Source organism: Aeromonas sp. R2-4 (genome assembly GCF_040908365.1).
Classification (GTDB): Bacteria; Pseudomonadota; Gammaproteobacteria; order Enterobacterales; family Aeromonadaceae; genus Aeromonas; species Aeromonas veronii.
Window position 1 is genome coordinate 1 of the sequence record NZ_JBFODO010000007.1, and the last position, 19407, is coordinate 19407.

The following is a 19407-nucleotide window of genomic DNA, read 5'->3' on the forward strand; positions in this document are numbered from 1 at the left end:
AGCGCCGATGGTAGTGTGGCATTCGCCATGCGAGAGTAGGACACTGCCAGGCACCCAAGTTAAGAACCCCGCTCATCGAGCGGGGTTTTTTATTGGCTGCCATTCAGAAAGTTGGCTGATAATTGACCTTTTATTCTCTCTTCCCTGCCGTTTTCTCTGTTTTTCCTCCCCGATTTTCTCCGGTTATGCCATCGCCGCTGGCGGTGGTTGTCGCTATAATGGCCGCCCTCAAGCAAGGTGGTGGTATGAAAGCAGAATATCTACAGCGATTCGGGGGCATTGCCCGTCTTTATGGTCAGAGCGCGCTGCGCTCCTTTAGCCAGGCCAAGGTCTGTGTGGTGGGGATCGGCGGTGTGGGCTCCTGGGCAGCCGAGGCGCTGGCCCGTGCCGGTATCAACCAGATCACCCTGATCGACATGGACGATATCTGCATCACCAACACCAATCGCCAGATCCACGCTATGCAGGGTACGGTCGGTCGCCTCAAGACCGAGGTGATGGCCGAGCGTATTCGCGCCATCAACCCGGATTGCGAGGTGATCGAGGTGGATGATTTCGTCACCGCCGATAACCTGGCCGAGCATATCAAGCGGGAGTTTGACTATGTGGTGGACGCCATCGACTCGGTCAAGGCCAAGGTGGCGCTGATTGCCTTCTGCAAGCGCAACAAGATCCCGGTGATCGTCGCGGGTGGTGCCGGCGGGCAGATGGATCCGACCCAAATCACCGTGGCCGATTTGGCCAAGACCATTCAGGATCCGCTCGCTGCGAAGGTTCGCTCCGACCTGCGCCGGTTGCACAACTTCAGCAAGAATCCGGCGCGCAAATTCGGAGTGGAGTGTGTCTTCTCAACCGAGCAGTTGAGTTATCCGGATGGCAATGGCGGTACCTGTCAGGCTAAGGCGGCCAGCGATGGCACCATGAAGATGGATTGCGCCTCCGGTTTTGGCGCCGTGACGCCGGTGACGGCAACCTTTGGGCTGGTTGCCGCGTCCCGGGTATTGAAGAAGATTGCCGAGCGGGGCGCCCGAGCCGAGAAAGAGGCAGGGAATGAAGATGCAGGGTCGATTGGCGAAGCCTAATCGACCACTGAACAAGGCGGGTTAGACCGCTTGTTCCCGGATCGCCAGTACGATCGCTCTGAGCCCGTTACCTCGTGACGGGCTCAAGTGTTTCTCAAGTCCCAGTTCGGTGAAATACCCTTCCATATCAAAAGCCTGGATCGCCGTAGACGATTGGTGGTTGAGTGCCGCCAGCACGATGACGATAAGGCCACGCACGATGCGGGCATCGGAATCACAGGCAAAGTGCCAGCAGCCATCCTCGCTTTGTTCTCCCTTCAGCCAAGCCTGGCTTTCACACCCCTTGAGGCGGAACTCCTCCTGCTGCCATTCGCCGGGTAGCACCGGTAACTGCTTGCCGAGCTGGATGATGAGCCGGTACTGGTTCTCCCAGCCGTGGGCGGCGGCAAACAGTTGGCGGATGTTGTCGGCGTTGGGCTCAAGGCCAATCTGGGTATAGCTTGCGAGGTCACTCATTCGGTTATCTGCCTTAGAAGAAGTCACTGAGTTTGTGCAGGGCGGCCAGCAGGGCGTCGACATCATCCCGATTGTTGTAGCAAGCCAGCGAGGCACGCATGGTACCGCCGATCCCGAGCGATTCCATCAGTGGCATGGCGCAGTGATGGCCGACTCGCAGGGCGATCCCCTGCATGTCGAGCAGGGTAGCAGCATCTTGCGGGTGGATGTCGTCGAGCAAGAAAGAGACAGCACCGGCGCGTTGGCTGGGTTCGCCGACCAGACGCAGCCCCGGCACCTGTTGCAGGCCAGCGACCAGATAGTCGGTCAGTGTCTGCTCATGGCTGGCGAGCCATTGCCGATCTTGCGCCATCACAAAGTCGATGGCGGCGGCGAGGCCGATTGCGCCAGCGATATGGGGGGTGCCCGCCTCGAATTTGAAAGGCAGGGTATTGAAGGTGGTGCCGCTGAAACTGACTCGATCGATCATCTCGCCACCGGCTTGCCAGGGCGGCATCCGCTCCAATAGCTCGGTGCGGCCCCACAACACACCGATGCCGGTCGGGCCATAGAGTTTGTGGCCGGAGAAGGCATAGAAGTCGCAACCGATGGCTTGCACATCCACCTCGAGATGAGCCACCGCTTGGGCGCCGTCGATCAGCGTCACGGCGCCAACCGCTTTGGCGGCCTCTACTATCCAGGTGACCGGATTGACGGTGCCAAGGGCATTGGATACGTGGGCCACGCTCACCAGCCGGGTGCGTGGCCCCAGCATGGCGTGATAGGCGGCCAGATCGAGATCGCCCCGCTCATCGAGGGGGATAACCCGGATGACTGCGCCTGTGCGTTGGGCGACCAGTTGCCACGGGACGATATTGGCGTGGTGCTCCAGCGTGCTGAGGATAATTTCGTCCCCTGCCTTGAGCTCGCTCATCCCCCAGCTCTGGGCCACCAGATTGATCGCCTCCGTGGTGCCGCGGGTCCAGATCACCTCGTGGCTGTGGGGCGCATTGATAAAGCGGGCGACCGTCTCGCGGGCCGCTTCGAAGGCGCGGGTTGCACGGCCACTCAGGGCGTGGGCGGCGCGGTGCACGTTGGCGTTGTCGGCCCCATAGTAGTGAGCGATGGCATCCAGTACCGCGCGCGGCTTCTGGGTTGTGGCGGCGTTGTCCAGATAGACCAGAGGGTGGCCGTTTACCTCCTGCGCCAAGGCCGGAAACTGGCTGCGCAGTTGGTCGTGCTGCTGCTGATTCATGCTCCCCTCATCATCTGGAAAAAGTCATCATCTCGAAAGGTCGGCCATGATCCTGAAAATAGCGCCCGAACACAAGGCGCGATAAGCCCGATGGGCGGTTGCCTGCCGTGCAGCAGGTACGGCTCATCGAGTGATTTCTGGTACAATGCCGCCCCTCATCATAAGCCAAGAGATCCGGCCCATGAAGCTCAACCCCAATCAGAACGAAGCGGTCAAGTATGTCTCCGGCCCTTGCCTGGTGCTGGCGGGTGCCGGATCGGGCAAGACCCGCGTCATCACCAACAAGATTGCCTATCTGGTGCAGCAGTGCGGCTACAGTGCGCGCAACATCGCTGCGGTCACCTTTACCAACAAGGCGGCGCGGGAGATGAAGGAGCGGGTCGGCCAGACCCTGGGTCGCAAGGAGGCGCGGGGGCTGATGGTCTCCACCTTCCATACCCTGGGTCTCGATATCATTCGTCGTGAGCACAAGAGTCTGAATCTCAAGGCGAACTTCTCCCTGTTCGATGACACTGATCAGCTGGCGCTGCTGAAAGAGTTGACTGAAGACGAGCTCGACAACGACAAGGACAAGCTCTCGGCCCTTATCAGCCAAATCTCCAACTGGAAGAACGACCTTATCCTGCCAGCCCGCGCCATGCGCATTGCCCGCGGGCCGGAAGAGGTGCTGATGGCCCAGCTCTATGAACGTTATCACCGGCAGATGGTGGCCTATAACGCGCTGGATTTTGACGACCTCATCGTGATGCCGACCCTGCTGCTCAAGAGCAATCAGGAGGTGCGCGAGCGCTGGCAGAACAAGATCCGCTATCTGCTGGTCGATGAGTACCAAGACACCAACACCAGCCAATACGAGCTGGTGAAGCAGATCGTCGGCGAGCGGGCTCGTTTTACCGTGGTAGGGGACGATGACCAGTCCATCTACTCCTGGCGAGGTGCCAAGCCGCAGAACCTGGTGCTGCTGAGCGAAGATTTCCCCAGCCTCAAGCTGATCAAGCTGGAGCAGAACTACCGCTCCAAGCGGCGGATCCTCAAGTGCGCCAACATTCTGATCGCCAACAACCCGCACGTCTATGACAAGGCGCTCTTCTCCGAATTGGATGAGGGGGTGAAGCTCAAGGTGCTGTTCGCCAAGAACGAGGAGCACGAAGCGGAGCGGATCGCCGCCGAGATGATGGGACACAAGTTTATGAACCGCACCCGGTTCAAGGATTACGCCATCCTCTATCGGGGCAACCATCAGTCGCGCATCTTCGAGAAGGCGTTGATGACCAACCGGATTCCTTATCGCATCTCCGGCGGCACCTCGTTCTTCTCCCGCACCGAGATCAAGGACATCATGGCCTACCTCAAGCTGCTGGTGAATCCGGATGAGGACACTGCCTTCCTGCGGGTGGTCAACCTGCCGCGCCGCGAGATTGGCCCCACTACCCTCGAAAAACTGGGTCAGTATGCCAATCAGCGCGGCAAGAGCCTGTTTGCCGCCAGCTTCGAGCTGGGGCTCGAGCAGCACCTCTCCGGGCGGGGCCTCGTGGCCCTGCAGGCATTCACCAACTGGTTGGTACGCCTTGGCGATCAAGCGCTGCGTGGCAATCCGGTGGAGGCGGTGCGGGACATGATCAAGGAGATCCACTACGAAGAGTGGCTCTACGAGACCTCCCCCAGCCCGAGAGCGGCCGAGATGCGGATGCAGAACGTTTCTACTCTCTATCGCTGGATCACCGAGATGCTGGAAGGGGATGAGCTGGAGGAGTCGATGACGCTGGCTCAGGTGGTCACTCGCCTCACCCTGCGCGACATGATGGAGCGCAACGAGGGGGAAGATGATGCGGATCAGGTGCAGTTGATGACGCTGCATGCCTCAAAGGGGCTGGAGTTCCCCTATGTCTACATGGTGGGGATGGAGGAGGGCTTGCTGCCCCACCAGACCAGCATAGATGAAGACAACGTGGAGGAGGAGCGGCGTCTCGCCTACGTGGGGATCACCCGGGCTCAGACCGAACTGACCTTCACCCTCTGCAAGGAGCGGCGTCAGTTTGGCGAGTCGGTACGGCCAGAGCCGAGCCGCTTCTTGCTGGAGCTGCCGCAGGATGACCTTGAATGGGAGAACCAGAAGAAGGTGACTGCCGAGGAGCGCCAGCAGAAGGGGCAGGTCGGTGTTGCCAACCTGCGGGCGTTGTTCAAGAAGGATTAACCCTAAGGATTGGCCGGGGTCAGTAGCGGTACTATGTCTGCTCCCGGCATGGGCGGTGAGATATAGCGCCCTTGCCCCATCCGGCAGCCGATATCAATCAGCTTCTGCAACTGCTGCTGGTTCTCGATCCCCTCGACGACCAGGGTGTAATCGAGATCCTGACAGATATCCCGCATGGCGCGGATCAGCGCCAAATCTTTGGGCGATTGCAGCATCCTCTGGGTAAAGCTGTCATCCACCTTGATGTAATCCACCGGGAAGTGGAACAAGGCGTTGAGGGAGGAGAAGCCGGTGCCGAAATCATCGAGGCTGATCTGGATACCCTTAGCCCTCAGGTCATGCAGGGATGCCAGCGCATCGGAATCTTGCCGCGACAGCTCCCGCTCGTTGAATTCAAAAATCAGATAGCCGGGGGCGACCCCTTCCTCTTCGATAATTCCCATCAGCCGCATGATGTGGTCATGGTTGACCAGATGCTTGCCCGACAGATTGATGGCGACCTTGAACTTGCTCTGCCCGGAGATTGGCAGCCAGTTCTTCAGTTGCTGACAGGTGTGGCGCAGGATCTGGTAATCCAGCTCCAGAATCAGGCCGCACTGCTCTGCCAGCGGAATAAAGTCGAACGCATCCTTCAGAATCCCCTCCTCGGTCAGCCAGCGCGCCATCACCTCCAGTCCGGTCAGGCGGCTATCCTGCAGCCGGATCACAGGCTGGAAGTAGGGGACGATACGCCCCTCCCGCAGGGCTCTGGCCAGCATCTCTTCCGGCGAATTCCAGTTCTGGTTGATGCAATCATCCGAGTAGCTGACGATGCGACTGCGACCATTGCGTTTGGCCTGATACATGGCCAGATCGGCCTGATGGAGCAGCTGGCTGATATCTGAGGTTTGCTCGGATACGCTCGATACCCCAAGGCTGACGGTAATGCTCAGCTCGTTGCCGAGTAGCCGGAACGGGTAGGAGAGACGGCTGATAATGCGGTTGAGCACCGGGCTGATGTCATCGTCGCTCTTGCTGCTGTCCAGATAGATGACGAACTCATCGCCCCCCAGTCTGGCCACCAGATCGTTTTGCCGGATGCAGGTCTGCAGGCGGCGGCTGACTTCCTTGAGCAGCTGATCGCCAGCACTGTGGCCCAGGGTGTCATTGATCTGCTTGAAATGATCCACATCGATAAAAATTACCGCGAATCCCGGCGACTTGTAGCGGTTGTAGTGGGTCATGGCGTGGTTGAGGTGGTTCATCAACAGCGCGCGGTTGGGAAGTTGGGTCAGCGGGTCGTGAAGCGCATCGAATTGCAGCCGCCGTTCCAGCTCCTGATGCTGCTTGAGCTGCTTTTGCAGCCTGAGGTTGGTCTGACGCAGCTGTTGTAGCCGCTGGTTGATGGAGTCTTCGGTATTGATGTCGTTGAGCTGCTGGCGGATCCGTCTCAGCTCCAGCAGCAGGGTGAGCTGGCCACGCAAGAAGTCGAGAAACAGCTTGTCGTCGGTCTCCAGCGGTTGAGCCGTGCTGATGATGAAGTGGGCGAAGTACTGTTGTTGCAGCCGCAGCGGCATGCTGTGCCAGTAGCGTGACTCCCTGCTCACCTCGATATTGCTGGTGCTGTGGCACAAGCCGCTGATGAACTCGTCTCCCTGATGGGGATGGGCGGGGTAGATCTTTTCCAGCTTCTGACTGGTTAACCTGACCAGCAGCATGTCCTCGATGGTGAGCATCTGGCGCAGTACCGCTTCCAGCTGGGAGAAGAGCGCCTGAGCCGGCAGGGTATTGGCGAGCCGCATGATGCGGCTGATGCTCTCGATTTTCTTTTTCCAGTTCGGGTCTTTGCGAATCAGCGGCGAAGGGAGCTCGGTGAGATGGGAGCCCGCCTGGGTTTCAGTCAGCCGTTTGGCCAGACACTCCAGCAGCAGACGCAGGGTCGGCAGGTCGGCTGGGGTGCCACGCGCCAGCAACCACTGTATCTGGCCATGCTCGATGGGGAAGACGCACCACCCTTCGGCTTCATCCAGCTGGGTGAGTTGATCGGTGATGCGGGACTGCTCACGGCCCAGCTGTTGCTTGAAGATGTCGCTGACCTTGTAGGCGTAAAGCCAGTTTAGACCGGTATCGGAGAGGCCCAGCATGCCGAAATGTTGCAGCGGGCAGAGTTGGTCAATCTGCTGGATCAGGGCATCGTAATCGTCAGACGTGGCGGTTTGTGGCGCCGGGAAGTCCATAATGGCAGAGACCAACGCCAACAGAGGAGTTGAGTAGTGGGGTTCGATGGATTGGGCCGACATGTGCAACTCCCGATATGTCTACCTTACAAGAGTAGTCGGAAGCCGATAGATTGAAAGGGCCGCAATTGCGGCCCTTTCAAATACTTACAGCTTGTCGATCATGTAGTGAATGGCGTTTTCAATCTCTTCATCACTACAGTTCGCACAGGTGCCGCGTGGAGGCATCATGCCGGACTTGCCGGTAAAGCCTTCAATGGCATGTTTCTTGAGAGTATCAATGCCCTGGGCGATGCGAGGATCCCAGGCTGCCTTGTCACCCCGTTTGGGGGCTCCAGCGGCGCCAGTGTCGTGACAGGCAAAGCAGGCGCCCTTGTATACCGTTTCGCCATCGCGGGGACCGGAGGAGGCGGTCGCAGCAGGAGCAGCACTCGCGCCGGCAATACCTTCCAGATCCTTGGCGGTATAGACCTGACCGATTGGTTTGATCCGCTCGGCAATGGCCTCCGGTGACATCTCATCGGCAGCAAGCACTGCCCCAGACAAGCTGGCGGCCGTCATCCCGACAGCCAGCAAATAGCTCAGTTTTTTCAACACGCTCATATACTCCCAGCAGTCTTTTATTATCCATGTAAACGACGGGATTATAACCGAATAGTTACAGCCATTTAAACGCTTGTGTGTGAAGTGTTAAACACTCTGCGTACAAAGTTTTGGCCGATATCACGGCAATTCGGGTGGTGGAGATAAAAAGAAACCCGGCATTCGCCGGGTTTCGAGTAACCAAAGGGTGAAAAGGGTTATTTATCCCAGCTCAGGATCACCTTGCCGGAGTGGCCGGAGCGCATCGCATCGAACCCCTGCTGGAATTCGTCGATGTGGAATCTGTGGGTGATGATGGGGGAGAGATCCAGCCCAGACTGGATCAGGCTGGCCATCTTGTACCAGGTCTCGAACATCTCGCGGCCATAGATCCCTTTGATAAACAGCCCCTTGAAGATCACCTTGTTCCAGTCGATGGCCATGGTGGAGGGGGGAATGCCAAGCATGGCGATCTTGCCGCCGTGGTTCATCTTGTCGATCATCTCCTGGAAGGCGCTCGGGACGCCTGACATCTCCAGCCCCACATCGAACCCTTCGGTCATGCCCAGCTCGCTCATCACGTCAGCCAGCTTCTCCTTGGCCACGTTGACCGCGCGGGTGGCGCCCATCTTGCGGGCCAGCTCCAGCCGGTATTCGTTGACGTCGGTGATCACCACGTGGCGCGCACCCACATGGCGGCAGACGGCGGCGGCCATGATGCCGATGGGGCCTGCCCCGGTGATGAGCACATCTTCACCCACCAGATCGAAGGAGAGGGCGGTGTGCACCGCATTGCCAAACGGGTCGAAGATGGCAGCCAGCTCGTCCGGGATGTTGTCCGGCAGCTTGAAGGCGTTGAATGCGGGGATCACCAGATACTCGGCAAAGGCACCCGGGCGGTTGACGCCAACACCAATGGTGTTGCGGCAGAGGTGAGTGCGCCCGGCGCGGCAGTTGCGGCAGTGACCGCAGGTGATGTGCCCTTCGCCGGAGACCCGATCGCCGATGGCGAAGCCGCGCACCTCCTGACCGATGGCGACTACTTCGCCGACATATTCGTGGCCGACCACCATGGGTACCGGAATGGTCTTCTGGGACCACTCGTCCCAGTTGTAGATGTGGATATCGGTGCCGCAGATGGCGGTTTTGCGGATCTTGATCAGCAGGTCGTTGTGACCGAGCTCGGGGGCCGGCACATCCGTCATCCAGATGCCGACCTCTTTGTGCAGTTTGGTGAGTGCTTTCATGGCTGTTCCTTCAATATGAATGCAGAAAAAAGGGGCTGCAGCCCCTTGATTCAAATCAGATAACGCCGAGTTCACGGCCGATGCGGATAAAGGCGTCGATCGCCTTGTCCAGCTGCTCGCGGGTGTGAGCGGCAGACATCTGGGTGCGAATGCGCGCCTGACCCTTGGGCACGACCGGGAAGGAGAAGCCCACCACATAGATGCCGGCTGCCAGCATGCGGCTCGCCATTTCGGAGGCCAGCTTGGCATCCCCCAGCATCACCGGAATGATGGCGTGGTCGGCGCCAGCCAAGGTGAAACCGGCGGCACTCATCCGCTCGCGGAAGTAACGGCTGTTCTCTTTCAGACGGGCGCGCAGGTCGTGACCTTCCGCCAGCATGTCGATCACCTTGATAGTGGCGGCAACGATGGAGGGAGCCAGTGAGTTGGAGAAGAGGTACGGGCGGGAGCGCTGACGCAGCCAGTCGATCACCTCTTTCTTGCCGGAGGTATAGCCGCCGGATGCGCCGCCGAGCGCCTTGCCCAGAGTGCCGGTGATGATGTCGACCCGATCCATCACGCCACAGTATTCGTGGGTGCCGCGACCGTTTTCGCCGATAAAGCCGACGGCGTGGGAGTCATCTACCATCACCAGCGCATCGTATTTGTCTGCCAGATCGCAGATGGCTTTGAGGTCGGCGATGACCCCATCCATGGAAAAGACGCCGTCGGTGGCGATCAGCTTGAAGCGGGCGCCGTCGGCATCAGCCTGCTTGAGCTGGGCTTCCAGTTCGGCCATGTCGTTGTTGGCGTAGCGATAACGCTTGGCCTTGCACAGCCGCACGCCGTCGATGATGGAGGCGTGGTTGAGGGCATCGGAGATGATGGCATCTTCGGCGCCGAACAGGGTCTCGAACAGGCCGCCATTGGCGTCGAAGCAGGAGGAGTAGAGGATGGTGTCTTCAGTGCCGAGGAAGGCAGACATCTTCTGCTCCAGCGCTTTGTGCTGATCCTGGGTGCCGCAGATGAAGCGTACCGAGGCCATGCCGAAGCCGTGGCTGTCGAGTCCCTGATGGGCGGCGGCGATCAGATCCGGGTGGTTGGCCAGCCCCAGATAGTTGTTGGCACAGAAGTTCAGTACCTGCTCACCGCCGACGGCGATGCTGGCCTGTTGGGCGGAGGTGATGATGCGCTCCTGCTTGTACAACCCTTCAGCTTGCACCTGGTTCAGTTGCTCGGTCAGGTGACGATAGAATCCGTTAGACATCCTCGATCCTTAGTGGCTATTTCAGCTGCGTATCAACAGAGGGCGACATTTTACTGCAATCTGTTGCGGTAAATTCAAATGATTGTGCTGATATTCAACAAATGTGAAACAGATCTCACCCAGCTGGTTGGGCCAGCTGACGGTAGTGCTGTTCCAGTTGCTGGATCTGTCCGGCCACCTGGGGTTGCACATAGGGGCGCAGCAGGAACAGCACCTTTAATACGCCCTGATAGAGCAGCGGTTTGGTGATGCGGGTGTTGGGGGCCTGGGCAATCTGGAACGGGATCCAGCAGGTCACCACCATCTTGATGGTCTGGCCCAGATCCGGCAGGTCTTCATCGCTGACATCGATAATGCCGCCTTCGCGCAGGCTTCTGAGCAGCGCGACCACGGAAGAGCGCATCTGCTCCTGGGCCTTGAGGTACTTCTGTTGCAGCGGTTCGTCACGGCTCAGGATGTCCGGCAGGTTGGCGTAGAAGAAGCGGAACTGCCACATCAGATAGAAGATGGCATCGAGATAGCCCATCAGATCCTGCAGGGTGATTTCACGGTTGCGGGTCGGCACGAAGCTCTCGCTCAGGTGACGGGCATACTGGTCGAAGATGGAGTGGATGATGTCTTCTTTATTGCGGAAGTGGTAGTAGAGGTTGCCCGGGCTGATGCCCATGTGCGCCGCAATATGGTTGGTGGTAATGTTGCGTTCACCCTGATCGTTGAACAGCTCGGTCGCGCTGTGAATGATCCTGTCTCTGGTTTTCATCACTCATTCCTCCAACAGGTTCCGCTCGGGGCAGTTTTGAACAAGGTCGAATCCCCGGACGGCCCGTGATAAACTTTTCGGCAATTTCAAATTGGCTCACTATACACAGCTTTAACAAGCAGTCACATGTAGCCATCAACGTACGAGAGGCAAACTCCATGATCGTAGTAACTGGCGGTGCTGGCTTTATCGGCAGCAATCTGGTCAAGCAGCTGAACGCTCAAGGACGGACCGATATCGTGGTCATTGATGACCTGACCGACGGCACCAAGTTCGTCAACCTGGTCGATCTGACCATCGCTGACTACATGGACAAAGACGAGTTTCAGGCTCGGATCGTCTCCGGCGACGAGTTTGAAGAGTGGGACAACGGTATCGAGGTGATCTTCCACGAAGGCGCCTGCTCTGCTACCACCGAATGGAACGGCAAGTTCATCATGGAGGTCAACTACGAGTACTCCAAGGATCTGTTCCACTACTGCATCGAGCGTGAAATCCCGTTTATTTACGCCTCTTCTGCCGCGACCTACGGTGGCCGCAATGACAACTTCATCGAAGATCCCAAGTTCGAACAGCCGCTCAACGTCTACGGCTACTCCAAGCAGCTGTTTGACCAGTACGTGCGCCGCTGGATGCCGGAGATCAACTCTCAGGTCGTTGGCCTCAAGTACTTCAACGTCTACGGCCCGCGCGAGCAGCACAAGGGCTCCATGGCTTCCGTTGCCTTCCACCTCAATACCCAGGTGAAGAAGGGCGAGAATCCCAAGCTGTTTGAAGGCTGTGACGGCTTCCCGAACGGTGGCCAGATGCGTGACTTCATCTATATCGACGACGTCTGCAAGGTAAACCTCTGGTTCTGGCAGAACCCGCAGCACTCCGGCATCTTCAACTGTGGTACCGGCCGTGCCGAGCCGTTCCAGAACGTGGCCGAAGCGGTGATCAAGCATCATCAGAAGGGTGCCATCGAGTACATCCCCTTCCCGGATCACCTCAAGGGCCGCTACCAGAGCTTCACCCAGGCTGATATGACCAAGCTGCGCAGCGTGGGTTATGACGCCGAGTTCAAAACCGTTGCCGAAGGGGTAGCGGATTACATGGCTTGGCTCAACCGCTAACGGGTGAGCACAACGCGGCAGTTTGAGCGCAAAACCGGAAGTGGGCACTCGCCTGCTTCCGGTTTCTGGTCTCTGTGGCTGCTTGCCGTTCCTCTCTTCTCTACCGGGTAACCGCGCGATGAATATATTGATGGCACTCTCCCAGCTCGAAGTTACGGGAGCTGAGGTCTATGCCACCACGGTCGGTAACGAACTGACCCGGCGTGGTCACAACGTCTTTTATGTGTCAGATACCCTGACCAAGCCAACGCTTGGCCCCGTCTTCAAGCTGAGATTCAACAAGCGCAGCATCTTGCGCCGTTTCTGGCACGTCTTCTACCTCATTTATCTCATCAAAAAGCACCATATTCAGTTGGTGCATGCTCACTCTCGCGCTTCCGGCTGGAGCAGTTATGTGGCCTGCAAGCTGACTGGCACCCCGATGATCACCACGGTGCATGGTCGCCAGCCGGTACACGCCTCGCGCAAGGCGTTCCATGCTCTCGGCTATCGGGCAGTTGCCGTTTGTGAAGATATTGCCCATCAGATTGTCGACAATCTGGGGGTTGATCCCGCCATCGTGCAGGTGCTGCGCAATGGTATCGAAACCGACAAATTCCAACCTGTGCCTGCGCCGGACAACCCCAAGCCGGTGATCGCCATCATTGGTCGCCTGAGCGGCCCCAAAGGGGAGCTCTGTTACCGCCTGCTCGACGAAGTGCTTGATCTTGATGCTTGTCGGGTGCGGATTGTCAGCGGAACCAAGGTGCCGGAGCGCTTTGCCCGTTTCGAAGGCCGTGCCGAGTTTGTTGGTTATGTCGATGATGTGCCTGCTCTGCTGGCGGGTAGCGATTTGGTGATAGGTGCCGGTCGGGTGGCGATGGAAGCACTGCTCTGTGGTCGGCCCGCCTTTGCCATTGGTGAAGCCAAGGCAGTTGGTCTGGTAACCGAACAGAATCTGGATGATGCTCTGGCGAGTAATTTTGGCGATATCGGCCCCAAGGATCTGGCCATCGATTTTGCCGCGCTGAAGGGCGAAATCGAATCGGCCCTCACAAGCAAGGTGGTGCCGGAAGCCATTCGCCAACGCATTCAGGATGAGTATGGCTTGCAGGGGGTTGTCTCCGGGCTGGAGTCCATCTATCAGGATGCGGTAGTGGAAACCCTGCGCCGCGAGATGCCGGTCATCATGTACCACCGCTTTATCGAGCAGGATAGCGAGAAAGGGGTACACGGCACCTGGATGCCGATCGCCATGTTCGAGAAGCATTTGCGCCTGATGAAGTGGCTCGGCTACGAAACCCTGACTTTTCGCGATCTGGCTGAGAAAGGTTTTATCCACCGTCTGCAGTTCGGCAAGAAGTACCTGATGATCACCGCCGATGACGGTTATCAGGACAACCTGACTCGCATGCTGCCGCTGCTGGAAAAATATGGTTACAAAGCAGTGGTATACGTGGTCACCGGTGAAGGCTATAACCGTTGGGATGTGGAACATCCGACCAATCCGGATACCAAAGTTTCGCTAATGAGTGGTGACCAGGTCAAAGCGCTGGCCGCCAGCGGTCATGTGGAGATTGGTGGTCATACCCTGACCCATCCCCGCTTGAGTCAGCTTTCACCCGAGCAACAAGCCCATGAAATTCAGGAGAATAAACGCCAACTGGAGGCCCTGCTTGGCCATCCGCTGCTCTCATTCGCCTACCCTTACGGTGATATGAACGACAGCGCCAAGGAGCAGGCTATTGCCGCCGGGTATCGTTTTGCTGTCGCTACCAACAGTGGCCCCAAAGCTATGCACCAGGACCCTTTCCAGATTCGCCGGATCGCCATTTTCCCTCGCACCGATGTGTTCGGGTTATGGCGTAAAATCCGTGGGAATTATGTTTTTAGAAAGTGAGAAAAGAAAAAGAATGATGGTCTTAGTGAATAAAGAGAGGTTTGTACCTCTTGTGGTGCAAACCTCGGCTTTTTTGTTTGGCGCGCTTGCTCTTGCTGTTCCAAGTGGATACTCATATGGCCCAGCGTTGCTGGCAATAGTGAGTCTTTTTGTCTTTTGGCGTAAAGAGTACCTCTCTGCCATGGAGAAAGAACATAAAATAATTGCATCGTTGCTTTTATCATATTTCGTTCTTTTTTTTATATCTGTTATTGTCGATGGTAGTTCATTTAGCCAATTAGATAGACCAAGTCGGGCATTAATGGCTGCTCTAGTGATCCCTACACTTGCTAAACATAAAGTTAAGTTGGAAGTTTTACTTTGTGGGTTCGCTTGTGGTGCGTTAATAGCAGCCGGTATCGCAATTTACGATAAATTCTATCTCGGATATGAGCGAGCATTCGATTTTTATTCAATGCCTATACAGTCCGGAAACATTAGCATGTCACTTGGCATTTTTTGTCTATGTGGCTATTTTTGGTATCGAGCTAAAAATGCTAAGTATTTTTCTTACCTTTATATGCTAGGTGCAATTTCTGGTTTTACTGGGAGCTTCTTATCCGGGGCCAGAGGTGGTTGGGTATTGCTTCCAGTCGTGATTATTTCGATATTAATGCTGTATAGAAAAATTATTACAAATAATGAAAAAAAGGGATTGTTGTTTTTGTTTGCAATTATTATGGCTATGGTGCTGACACCTCAAACAGGTATGTTGAAAAGATTTGATGCTGCGAAAACTGATATAGAACAGTACATCGATGGTACTAACTTGGATACATCTCTTGGCATTCGTTTTCAATTGTGGGGAAGCGCTTGGGATTCATTTAAGGAGAGGCCATTTTTCGGGTGGGGACAAAATGGGTTACGTGAGTCACAGAAACAACAATTAAAAGAAAATAAAATCACTAGTTTCATATATAACTTCAACTATCACGCCCATAACCAATATCTTGAAGAGATGGCAAAACGTGGAATTATAGGGTTGTTAGTACTGCTTGCCATGCTGTGTGTTCCTATCCTCTTGGTGAGGAAAAGGTTCTCGATTATGGCACAAGAGTCGCTTGCATATAATGGAGGTGTTCTCGTTATTGTCACTTGTTTGACAACAGCTGACTATCATCTTAGCCAAGCCTATTTTTCTCATAATTCAGGGATCTCGTTTTTTGTCTTCTCTTTAGTGTTGGCACTATCAGTTTCAATTAATAATGAGAATCAACAATGAAGATATATGTTGTTAGTCTGGAACGTTCCAGTGAGCGTAGAGAGCGAATCACAAAGCATTTTTCTGGTTTAGGCATTGCATTTGAGTTTTTCTCTGCAGTCGATGGGCGAGCAGAGCAAACACCAGGATATGATGATGAGCAGAGAATAAAAGAGAAGGGGCACTCGCTGACTCTGGGTGAAAGAGGCTGTTTTGCCAGTCATAGGGCATTGTGGGAAAAATGTATTTTATTAAAAGAACCTATGTTAATTCTAGAAGATGATGTGGATTTTTCTGATGCGTTTATAAATTGTCTCAAAGGCCTTGACGAAGTTGTATCACGCTATAGTTATGTGCGATTAGGGCGAGGGCCGCTCAAAACAATGCCAATATTTGGTGCGCATTATTCTATGCAACATCTTGATGGAGTGAATGGCCATGCAGTTGTCAAGTATTTGAGAGGGCCGAGTTGCTGTCATGGATACGCGCTGTCCCCTGCTGCTGCGGAAAAATTTCTAAGTTACTCAGAGTCATGGTGGTGGCCAGTGGATGACTATATGGATAGTGAGCATATTCATGGTGTTTGTGACTATGGTATTGAGCCACCGATCGTATTACAAACAGACCTACCATCTGAAATTGGATATTCTGAACGAGAAAACAAAGGAAAACGCTCTCTATTTTCGAGAGCGAGAAAAGAAGTGTTTCGTTTTCGCGGCGATTTATTAGGCTATTTATTCAATATTGCTATCTATATTAAAAATTCGCGACGTTGATTATGTTTTAACTAAAAATGGTGGTTTAAATATAAATCACCATTTTTTATAGAGACATAAAAGTAGTGATTGTTTCTTTTTTGGAGAACGTTTTATATAAGCTGCCATTTATAATAGCACGGTAGCCATCCATATCAGAAATAGCCAGAGCTAGTTTATGAACATCGTCTAAAGGAACTAAATATTTCTCTATATCAAAGGTGATGATCTCAGCAGGCCCAGATGGACAATCCACGCTGATCACTGGCGTATGGCAGATGAGTGCCTCAATGAGTACTGTTGGCAGCCCTTCAGCATCTGATGTCAGGATAAGTGCTTGGGCAGCTTTGATATAGGGATAGGGATTCTTCTGAAAATCGATGATTTTCACCTTGCTGGCAAGGTTCATCTCCTCGATCATGGCTTCAATGTGAGGACGCCGCTCCCCTTTGCCCATCAGGACGAGTGGCGTATCAACGCCACTTAGCTGATATGCCTGCAAGAGACGATCGTGGCGTTTTCGCTCTTCGAAGGTGCCGACATGGATAAAGTACTTGTCGAATGGCTTGCTGAAAGGCTCATCGGCCAACGCCTGAATTTTCTCGATATCAAACGGATTGTAGATAACCTGACACGATTTGGGGGTGGCTTTTACATTGTGCAAAATATCATCTGCTATGCCACGAGATACGCAGATCAGTTTCTTGCCATTATAGAAGCGTTTGAATTTTTCATATCCTTTGGCGTTGTTTTTGGCAAAGCCAGTGATATTACCGTGGATCCAGTAATAGATATTCAATGTATCAGGCAGGTGTCTGGTAATTTTATCACATGAGCATGAGATGATGACGTCAGGTGAAATCTCTTTGATTCTTTTCAGGATCAGCGACGCTTGTATTTTTTCAACCGCAATATTGGATATGGCTTTGGTCAGTTTTGTGACTATGCCAAGGTCGATAGGATGAATATTGTCGGGCAACGTATGATCTATTTTTTCCCGCAAGGTAAACAAGGTTACATCTGCACCGGCATCTTTTAGCAATGATGCGGTATTGAGCAAAACCTTTTCCGCACCACCACCATACAAGTCTTCAACAATGAATAAAAACTTTTTAACTGGTGGGGTCATAACTGCTCCGCGGGTCTCATAACTGACTGGTAAATCTACTAAAAATGTGAATCGTAAACGAGCAAAATCAGGTGGCAACTGTTAAAGTCGTTAGCAATTTTTTCAATAGGTATGGATCAATGATTGGTCTTAGTGGGCGCTACCATAACGCATTATTCGCGGCCTGTATATTTGCCGGGCTGCTGCTTTCTTGGTTGTTTTCCGATCACCAACTCCTCACCGGCGATCAGACCCAGATGCTCTACAAGGGTTACTTGGGGGCCTATGAGGGGGTCTGGCTCAGTTATGGCAATGCGGCGAGCGCGGTGGGCAATGTGCCGGGGAGTTTGTCGGCCTGGCTGATTGGCGGGCCGCTGCTGCTGTGGGATTCTCCCTATGCCCCTATGGTGTTGCTGCTGGCGATGCGGTTGGTCGGGTTTCTGCTGTTTGATGCAGTGATCCGTCAGGTGTTTGATGACAGGGTACGTCTGCTGTTTCTGGTGCTCTGCTGGCTTAACCCCTGGTTCCAGTACGAGAGTCTGCTCTACAACCCCTCCTATCTGTTCCTCTTCTCGGCCATGCACTGCTGGTCGGCCTGGCATATGCGCGAGCGGGCCTCCTTCTGGCACATGATCGTCCACCTGCTGGCTATCGGCATGGCGATGCAGCTGCACTACTCTTGGCCGCTGCTGGCGGTAATGTCCACCTATCTGTTCTGGCGCCGCATTCTCAAGGTGAGCTGGAGCGGGGTGGTGGTGGCTACCCTGCTGATCGGTGCCTCCCTGATCCCTTACGCCATGGAAGTGATGAGCAACAGCCACATCACCCAGAACGTCGATCCCGAGGCGCGTCAGCGCTATATCGGCTGGGGGCTGGTGCATGTCTATCCGGTGTTGAAATCGGTGCTCTACTGGCTGCGTTACGGCTCCTGGCTGTTTGCCAGCAAGCTGGTCAACGATACCCAGTTCATCTGGCTGGCAGGCCATGAATACTTGCAGATGGCGGCAGTCTGGCTGTGGCGGGTGGTGATTTACGGGGTAGGCTCGGCGACTGTGCTGCTGGCGGCCAAGGCCAACTGGCAGCTGTGGCGGGAACTCAAGCCGCGTCTGCTGCGCAGCGACCGCGCGCCTGTGGATGGCGAGAGCTGGCTCGGTCTCTATGCGCTGGCGGCGGTGCTGGCGGTGCTGGTGAGTGCGGCGCTCTCGCCCATCATCTTCAACTACTGGCACCTGATGCTGATATTCCCCTACGCCCTGTTCCCGATCCTGCTGTTACTGGTGCGCTGGAGCCGCCGTTATCCGCAGTGGATTGGCAAGGGGCTGCTGGCAGCCACCCTGTTCTGCACCGCTGTGAACCTGATCGCGGCGTGCGACAGCACCAAGTTCTCCTATCAGGCGGACTACAAAACCCAGGTGCTGGAGTATCTGCAAGAGATGAAGCTGCAACCCAAGCAGTGAGTCATCCACGGCCAGCTCCCCGATCTCGGTGGGCTGGCTGTCACTATTCGAAACGGTCCATATGGGCGAAGTTTTTGGTTTCGGCAACCCAACCCTCACGCCCCTGCTTGTCCCGAATTTTTACCCACCACTGGTTCTGCGGTGACCGGCCGTATCTGATCTCTTTGCGCGCATAGTCATAATCGAGAATGTAGGTTTTGCCCTTGTACCAGAACAGGCTATTGCCTTCGCCCAGTCCGCCGAGGATATAAAGCGTTTCCCCTGCCTTCATATTCAACAGCGGCCCTTTTCCCTCCTTGCTGTAGCCCAGCTTGACCGATCTGAGTATCTCGACGATCCCAGGTTGTTCGGTAATGACAACCCCGGTCAGTCCTTCCACCTGTTGGCCGCGGGGTAGCCGGAACAGCGCTTTGGCCGTCAGGGATGGCTCGGCTCTGACGATCACCTCTTGCTTGGTGGTCCACGCCTGATAGGTACAACCCTCAAACGGGCAGCGACCCCAGTCGTAATAGGGCAGGCGCGGCTTTTCATCAGAACTTACGGTCGCAGCAAACAACGACAACAACAGCAAAAACAGTCTCATGAATCTACCTGTCCGGCGGGGCGCTCATCCGCCGGTTTAATGAATGGGGCCGCACTATATCTCAAAAGACCAAAATCCATCAAAGCAGCGGAATTATTGATTTTCACTTCAATAAAACGGGGCCCATTGGTCATGGGAGTAGGGGCGCAAGAGGTCGAAGCGCGGCATGAGCGGATAGCCCGCTCATTTGCCTTGTGCCATGCTGATGGCTATCAGGGCATCGGGTCGGCACTTATGGGCATCTCTCGTTCGG

The 19407-nt window shown here is 55.2% G+C and carries 16 protein-coding genes; 7 read left to right on the forward strand and 9 right to left on the reverse strand.

Translation table 11 applies throughout. The features are described from left to right. The first annotated feature begins 245 nt into the window (after positions 1–245). Positions 246–1082, forward strand: a complete 837-nt coding sequence (gene tcdA, locus AB5Z05_RS03070; protein ID WP_203120159.1) for a tRNA cyclic N6-threonylcarbamoyladenosine(37) synthase TcdA — start codon at positions 246–248, stop codon at positions 1080–1082. Positions 1083–1103: 21 nt separating this feature from the next. Here tcdA and AB5Z05_RS03075 read toward each other — a convergent pair whose 3' ends face one another. Together AB5Z05_RS03075 and AB5Z05_RS03080 are read right to left on the reverse strand one after the other, a co-directional pair. Next, positions 1104–1538 (reverse strand): SufE family protein, encoded by a 435-nt coding sequence (locus tag AB5Z05_RS03075; protein WP_201992785.1) that lies wholly within the window; start codon positions 1536–1538, stop codon positions 1104–1106. A gap of 13 nt (positions 1539–1551) precedes the next feature. After that, the gene (locus tag AB5Z05_RS03080; RefSeq protein ID WP_368150080.1) at positions 1552–2772 is read right to left on the reverse strand and encodes an aminotransferase class V-fold PLP-dependent enzyme; all 1221 of its coding nucleotides are present in this window, start codon (positions 2770–2772) and stop codon (positions 1552–1554) included. Positions 2773–2953: 181 nt separating this feature from the next. On the opposite strand from AB5Z05_RS03080, the gene rep reads away from it, so the two are divergent. Continuing rightward, positions 2954–4966 carry a DNA helicase Rep gene (gene rep / locus AB5Z05_RS03085; protein ID WP_111901579.1) on the forward strand — a complete coding sequence of 671 codons (2013 nt, stop codon included), beginning with the start codon at positions 2954–2956 and terminating at the stop codon, positions 4964–4966. A gap of 2 nt (positions 4967–4968) precedes the next feature. Here rep and AB5Z05_RS03090 read toward each other — a convergent pair whose 3' ends face one another. The 5 genes from AB5Z05_RS03090 to AB5Z05_RS03110 form a co-directional block, all read right to left on the reverse strand. After that, positions 4969–7245, reverse strand: coding sequence for a bifunctional diguanylate cyclase/phosphodiesterase (locus AB5Z05_RS03090; RefSeq protein ID WP_019444986.1), 2277 nt, complete (start codon positions 7243–7245; stop codon positions 4969–4971). 84 nt (positions 7246–7329) lie between these two features. Further along, entirely contained in the window at positions 7330–7785 is a 456-nt protein-coding gene (locus tag AB5Z05_RS03095) for a cytochrome c5 family protein (protein ID WP_058056430.1), read from the reverse strand. Positions 7786–7982: 197 nt separating this feature from the next. Beyond that, the gene (gene tdh / locus AB5Z05_RS03100; RefSeq protein ID WP_368150081.1) at positions 7983–9011 is read right to left on the reverse strand and encodes an L-threonine 3-dehydrogenase; all 1029 of its coding nucleotides are present in this window, start codon (positions 9009–9011) and stop codon (positions 7983–7985) included. Positions 9012–9066: 55 nt separating this feature from the next. Beyond that, entirely contained in the window at positions 9067–10257 is a 1191-nt protein-coding gene (locus AB5Z05_RS03105; RefSeq protein ID WP_227341637.1) for a glycine C-acetyltransferase, read from the reverse strand. Positions 10258–10372: 115 nt separating this feature from the next. Then, complete coding sequence (locus AB5Z05_RS03110) at positions 10373–11017, reverse strand: TetR/AcrR family transcriptional regulator (RefSeq protein WP_005340848.1); 645 nt, start codon at positions 11015–11017, stop codon at positions 10373–10375. A 158-nt stretch (positions 11018–11175) separates the two neighbouring features. Between AB5Z05_RS03110 and rfaD the strand changes: the two genes are divergently transcribed. From rfaD to AB5Z05_RS03130, 4 genes are all read left to right on the forward strand, one after another. Then, on the forward strand, positions 11176–12132 hold the full coding sequence (gene rfaD / locus AB5Z05_RS03115) for an ADP-glyceromanno-heptose 6-epimerase (protein WP_005340846.1): 957 nt from the start codon (positions 11176–11178) through the stop codon (positions 12130–12132). 118 nt (positions 12133–12250) lie between these two features. Further along, positions 12251–14011 carry a polysaccharide deacetylase family protein gene (locus tag AB5Z05_RS03120; RefSeq protein ID WP_368150082.1) on the forward strand — a complete coding sequence of 587 codons (1761 nt, stop codon included), beginning with the start codon at positions 12251–12253 and terminating at the stop codon, positions 14009–14011. After that, positions 13995–15272: an O-antigen ligase family protein gene (locus AB5Z05_RS03125; protein WP_368150127.1), complete on the forward strand. Its 1278-nt coding sequence runs from the start codon at positions 13995–13997 to the stop codon at positions 15270–15272. The genes AB5Z05_RS03120 and AB5Z05_RS03125 overlap by 17 nt, the downstream gene beginning before the upstream one ends. Continuing rightward, positions 15269–16027: a glycosyltransferase family 25 protein gene (locus AB5Z05_RS03130; protein WP_368150083.1), complete on the forward strand. Its 759-nt coding sequence runs from the start codon at positions 15269–15271 to the stop codon at positions 16025–16027. Before AB5Z05_RS03125 ends, AB5Z05_RS03130 begins: the two co-directional genes overlap by 4 nt. A 46-nt stretch (positions 16028–16073) precedes the next feature. On the opposite strand, the gene AB5Z05_RS03135 is transcribed toward AB5Z05_RS03130, so the two are convergent. After that, positions 16074–17135: a glycosyltransferase gene (locus AB5Z05_RS03135; RefSeq protein WP_368150084.1), complete on the reverse strand. Its 1062-nt coding sequence runs from the start codon at positions 17133–17135 to the stop codon at positions 16074–16076. Positions 17136–17371: 236 nt separating this feature from the next. Here AB5Z05_RS03135 and AB5Z05_RS03140 point away from each other — a divergent pair, with 236 nt between their 5' ends. Further along, complete coding sequence (locus AB5Z05_RS03140) at positions 17372–18571, forward strand: 3-deoxy-D-manno-octulosonic acid transferase (RefSeq protein ID WP_368150128.1); 1200 nt, start codon at positions 17372–17374, stop codon at positions 18569–18571. 43 nt (positions 18572–18614) lie between these two features. Here the strand turns inward: AB5Z05_RS03140 and AB5Z05_RS03145 are convergent, their stop codons facing one another. Then, complete coding sequence (locus AB5Z05_RS03145; RefSeq protein WP_368150085.1) at positions 18615–19154, reverse strand: hypothetical protein; 540 nt, start codon at positions 19152–19154, stop codon at positions 18615–18617. Between the last annotated feature and the right edge of the window lie 253 nt (positions 19155–19407).

Excerpts from the sequence above, each read along its gene's own strand:
- AB5Z05_RS03080 (WP_368150080.1), bottom strand. The coding sequence starts at position 2,772 with ATGAATCAGCAGCAGCACGACCAACTGCGCAGCCAGTTTCCGGCCTTG.
- AB5Z05_RS03120 (WP_368150082.1), top strand. The coding sequence starts at position 12,251 with ATGAATATATTGATGGCACTCTCCCAGCTCGAAGTTACGGGAGCTGAG.
- AB5Z05_RS03090 (WP_019444986.1), bottom strand. The coding sequence starts at position 7,245 with ATGTCGGCCCAATCCATCGAACCCCACTACTCAACTCCTCTGTTGGCG.
- AB5Z05_RS03095 (WP_058056430.1), bottom strand. The coding sequence starts at position 7,785 with ATGAGCGTGTTGAAAAAACTGAGCTATTTGCTGGCTGTCGGGATGACG.
- AB5Z05_RS03145 (WP_368150085.1), bottom strand. The coding sequence starts at position 19,154 with ATGAGACTGTTTTTGCTGTTGTTGTCGTTGTTTGCTGCGACCGTAAGT.
- AB5Z05_RS03110 (WP_005340848.1), bottom strand. The coding sequence starts at position 11,017 with ATGAAAACCAGAGACAGGATCATTCACAGCGCGACCGAGCTGTTCAAC.
- tcdA (WP_203120159.1), top strand. The coding sequence starts at position 246 with ATGAAAGCAGAATATCTACAGCGATTCGGGGGCATTGCCCGTCTTTAT.
- AB5Z05_RS03130 (WP_368150083.1), top strand. The coding sequence starts at position 15,269 with ATGAAGATATATGTTGTTAGTCTGGAACGTTCCAGTGAGCGTAGAGAG.
- AB5Z05_RS03125 (WP_368150127.1), top strand. The coding sequence starts at position 13,995 with ATGTTTTTAGAAAGTGAGAAAAGAAAAAGAATGATGGTCTTAGTGAAT.
- AB5Z05_RS03140 (WP_368150128.1), top strand. The coding sequence starts at position 17,372 with ATGCTCTACAAGGGTTACTTGGGGGCCTATGAGGGGGTCTGGCTCAGT.
- rep (WP_111901579.1), top strand. The coding sequence starts at position 2,954 with ATGAAGCTCAACCCCAATCAGAACGAAGCGGTCAAGTATGTCTCCGGC.
- rfaD (WP_005340846.1), top strand. The coding sequence starts at position 11,176 with ATGATCGTAGTAACTGGCGGTGCTGGCTTTATCGGCAGCAATCTGGTC.
- AB5Z05_RS03135 (WP_368150084.1), bottom strand. The coding sequence starts at position 17,135 with ATGACCCCACCAGTTAAAAAGTTTTTATTCATTGTTGAAGACTTGTAT.
- tdh (WP_368150081.1), bottom strand. The coding sequence starts at position 9,011 with ATGAAAGCACTCACCAAACTGCACAAAGAGGTCGGCATCTGGATGACG.
- AB5Z05_RS03075 (WP_201992785.1), bottom strand. The coding sequence starts at position 1,538 with ATGAGTGACCTCGCAAGCTATACCCAGATTGGCCTTGAGCCCAACGCC.
- AB5Z05_RS03105 (WP_227341637.1), bottom strand. The coding sequence starts at position 10,257 with ATGTCTAACGGATTCTATCGTCACCTGACCGAGCAACTGAACCAGGTG.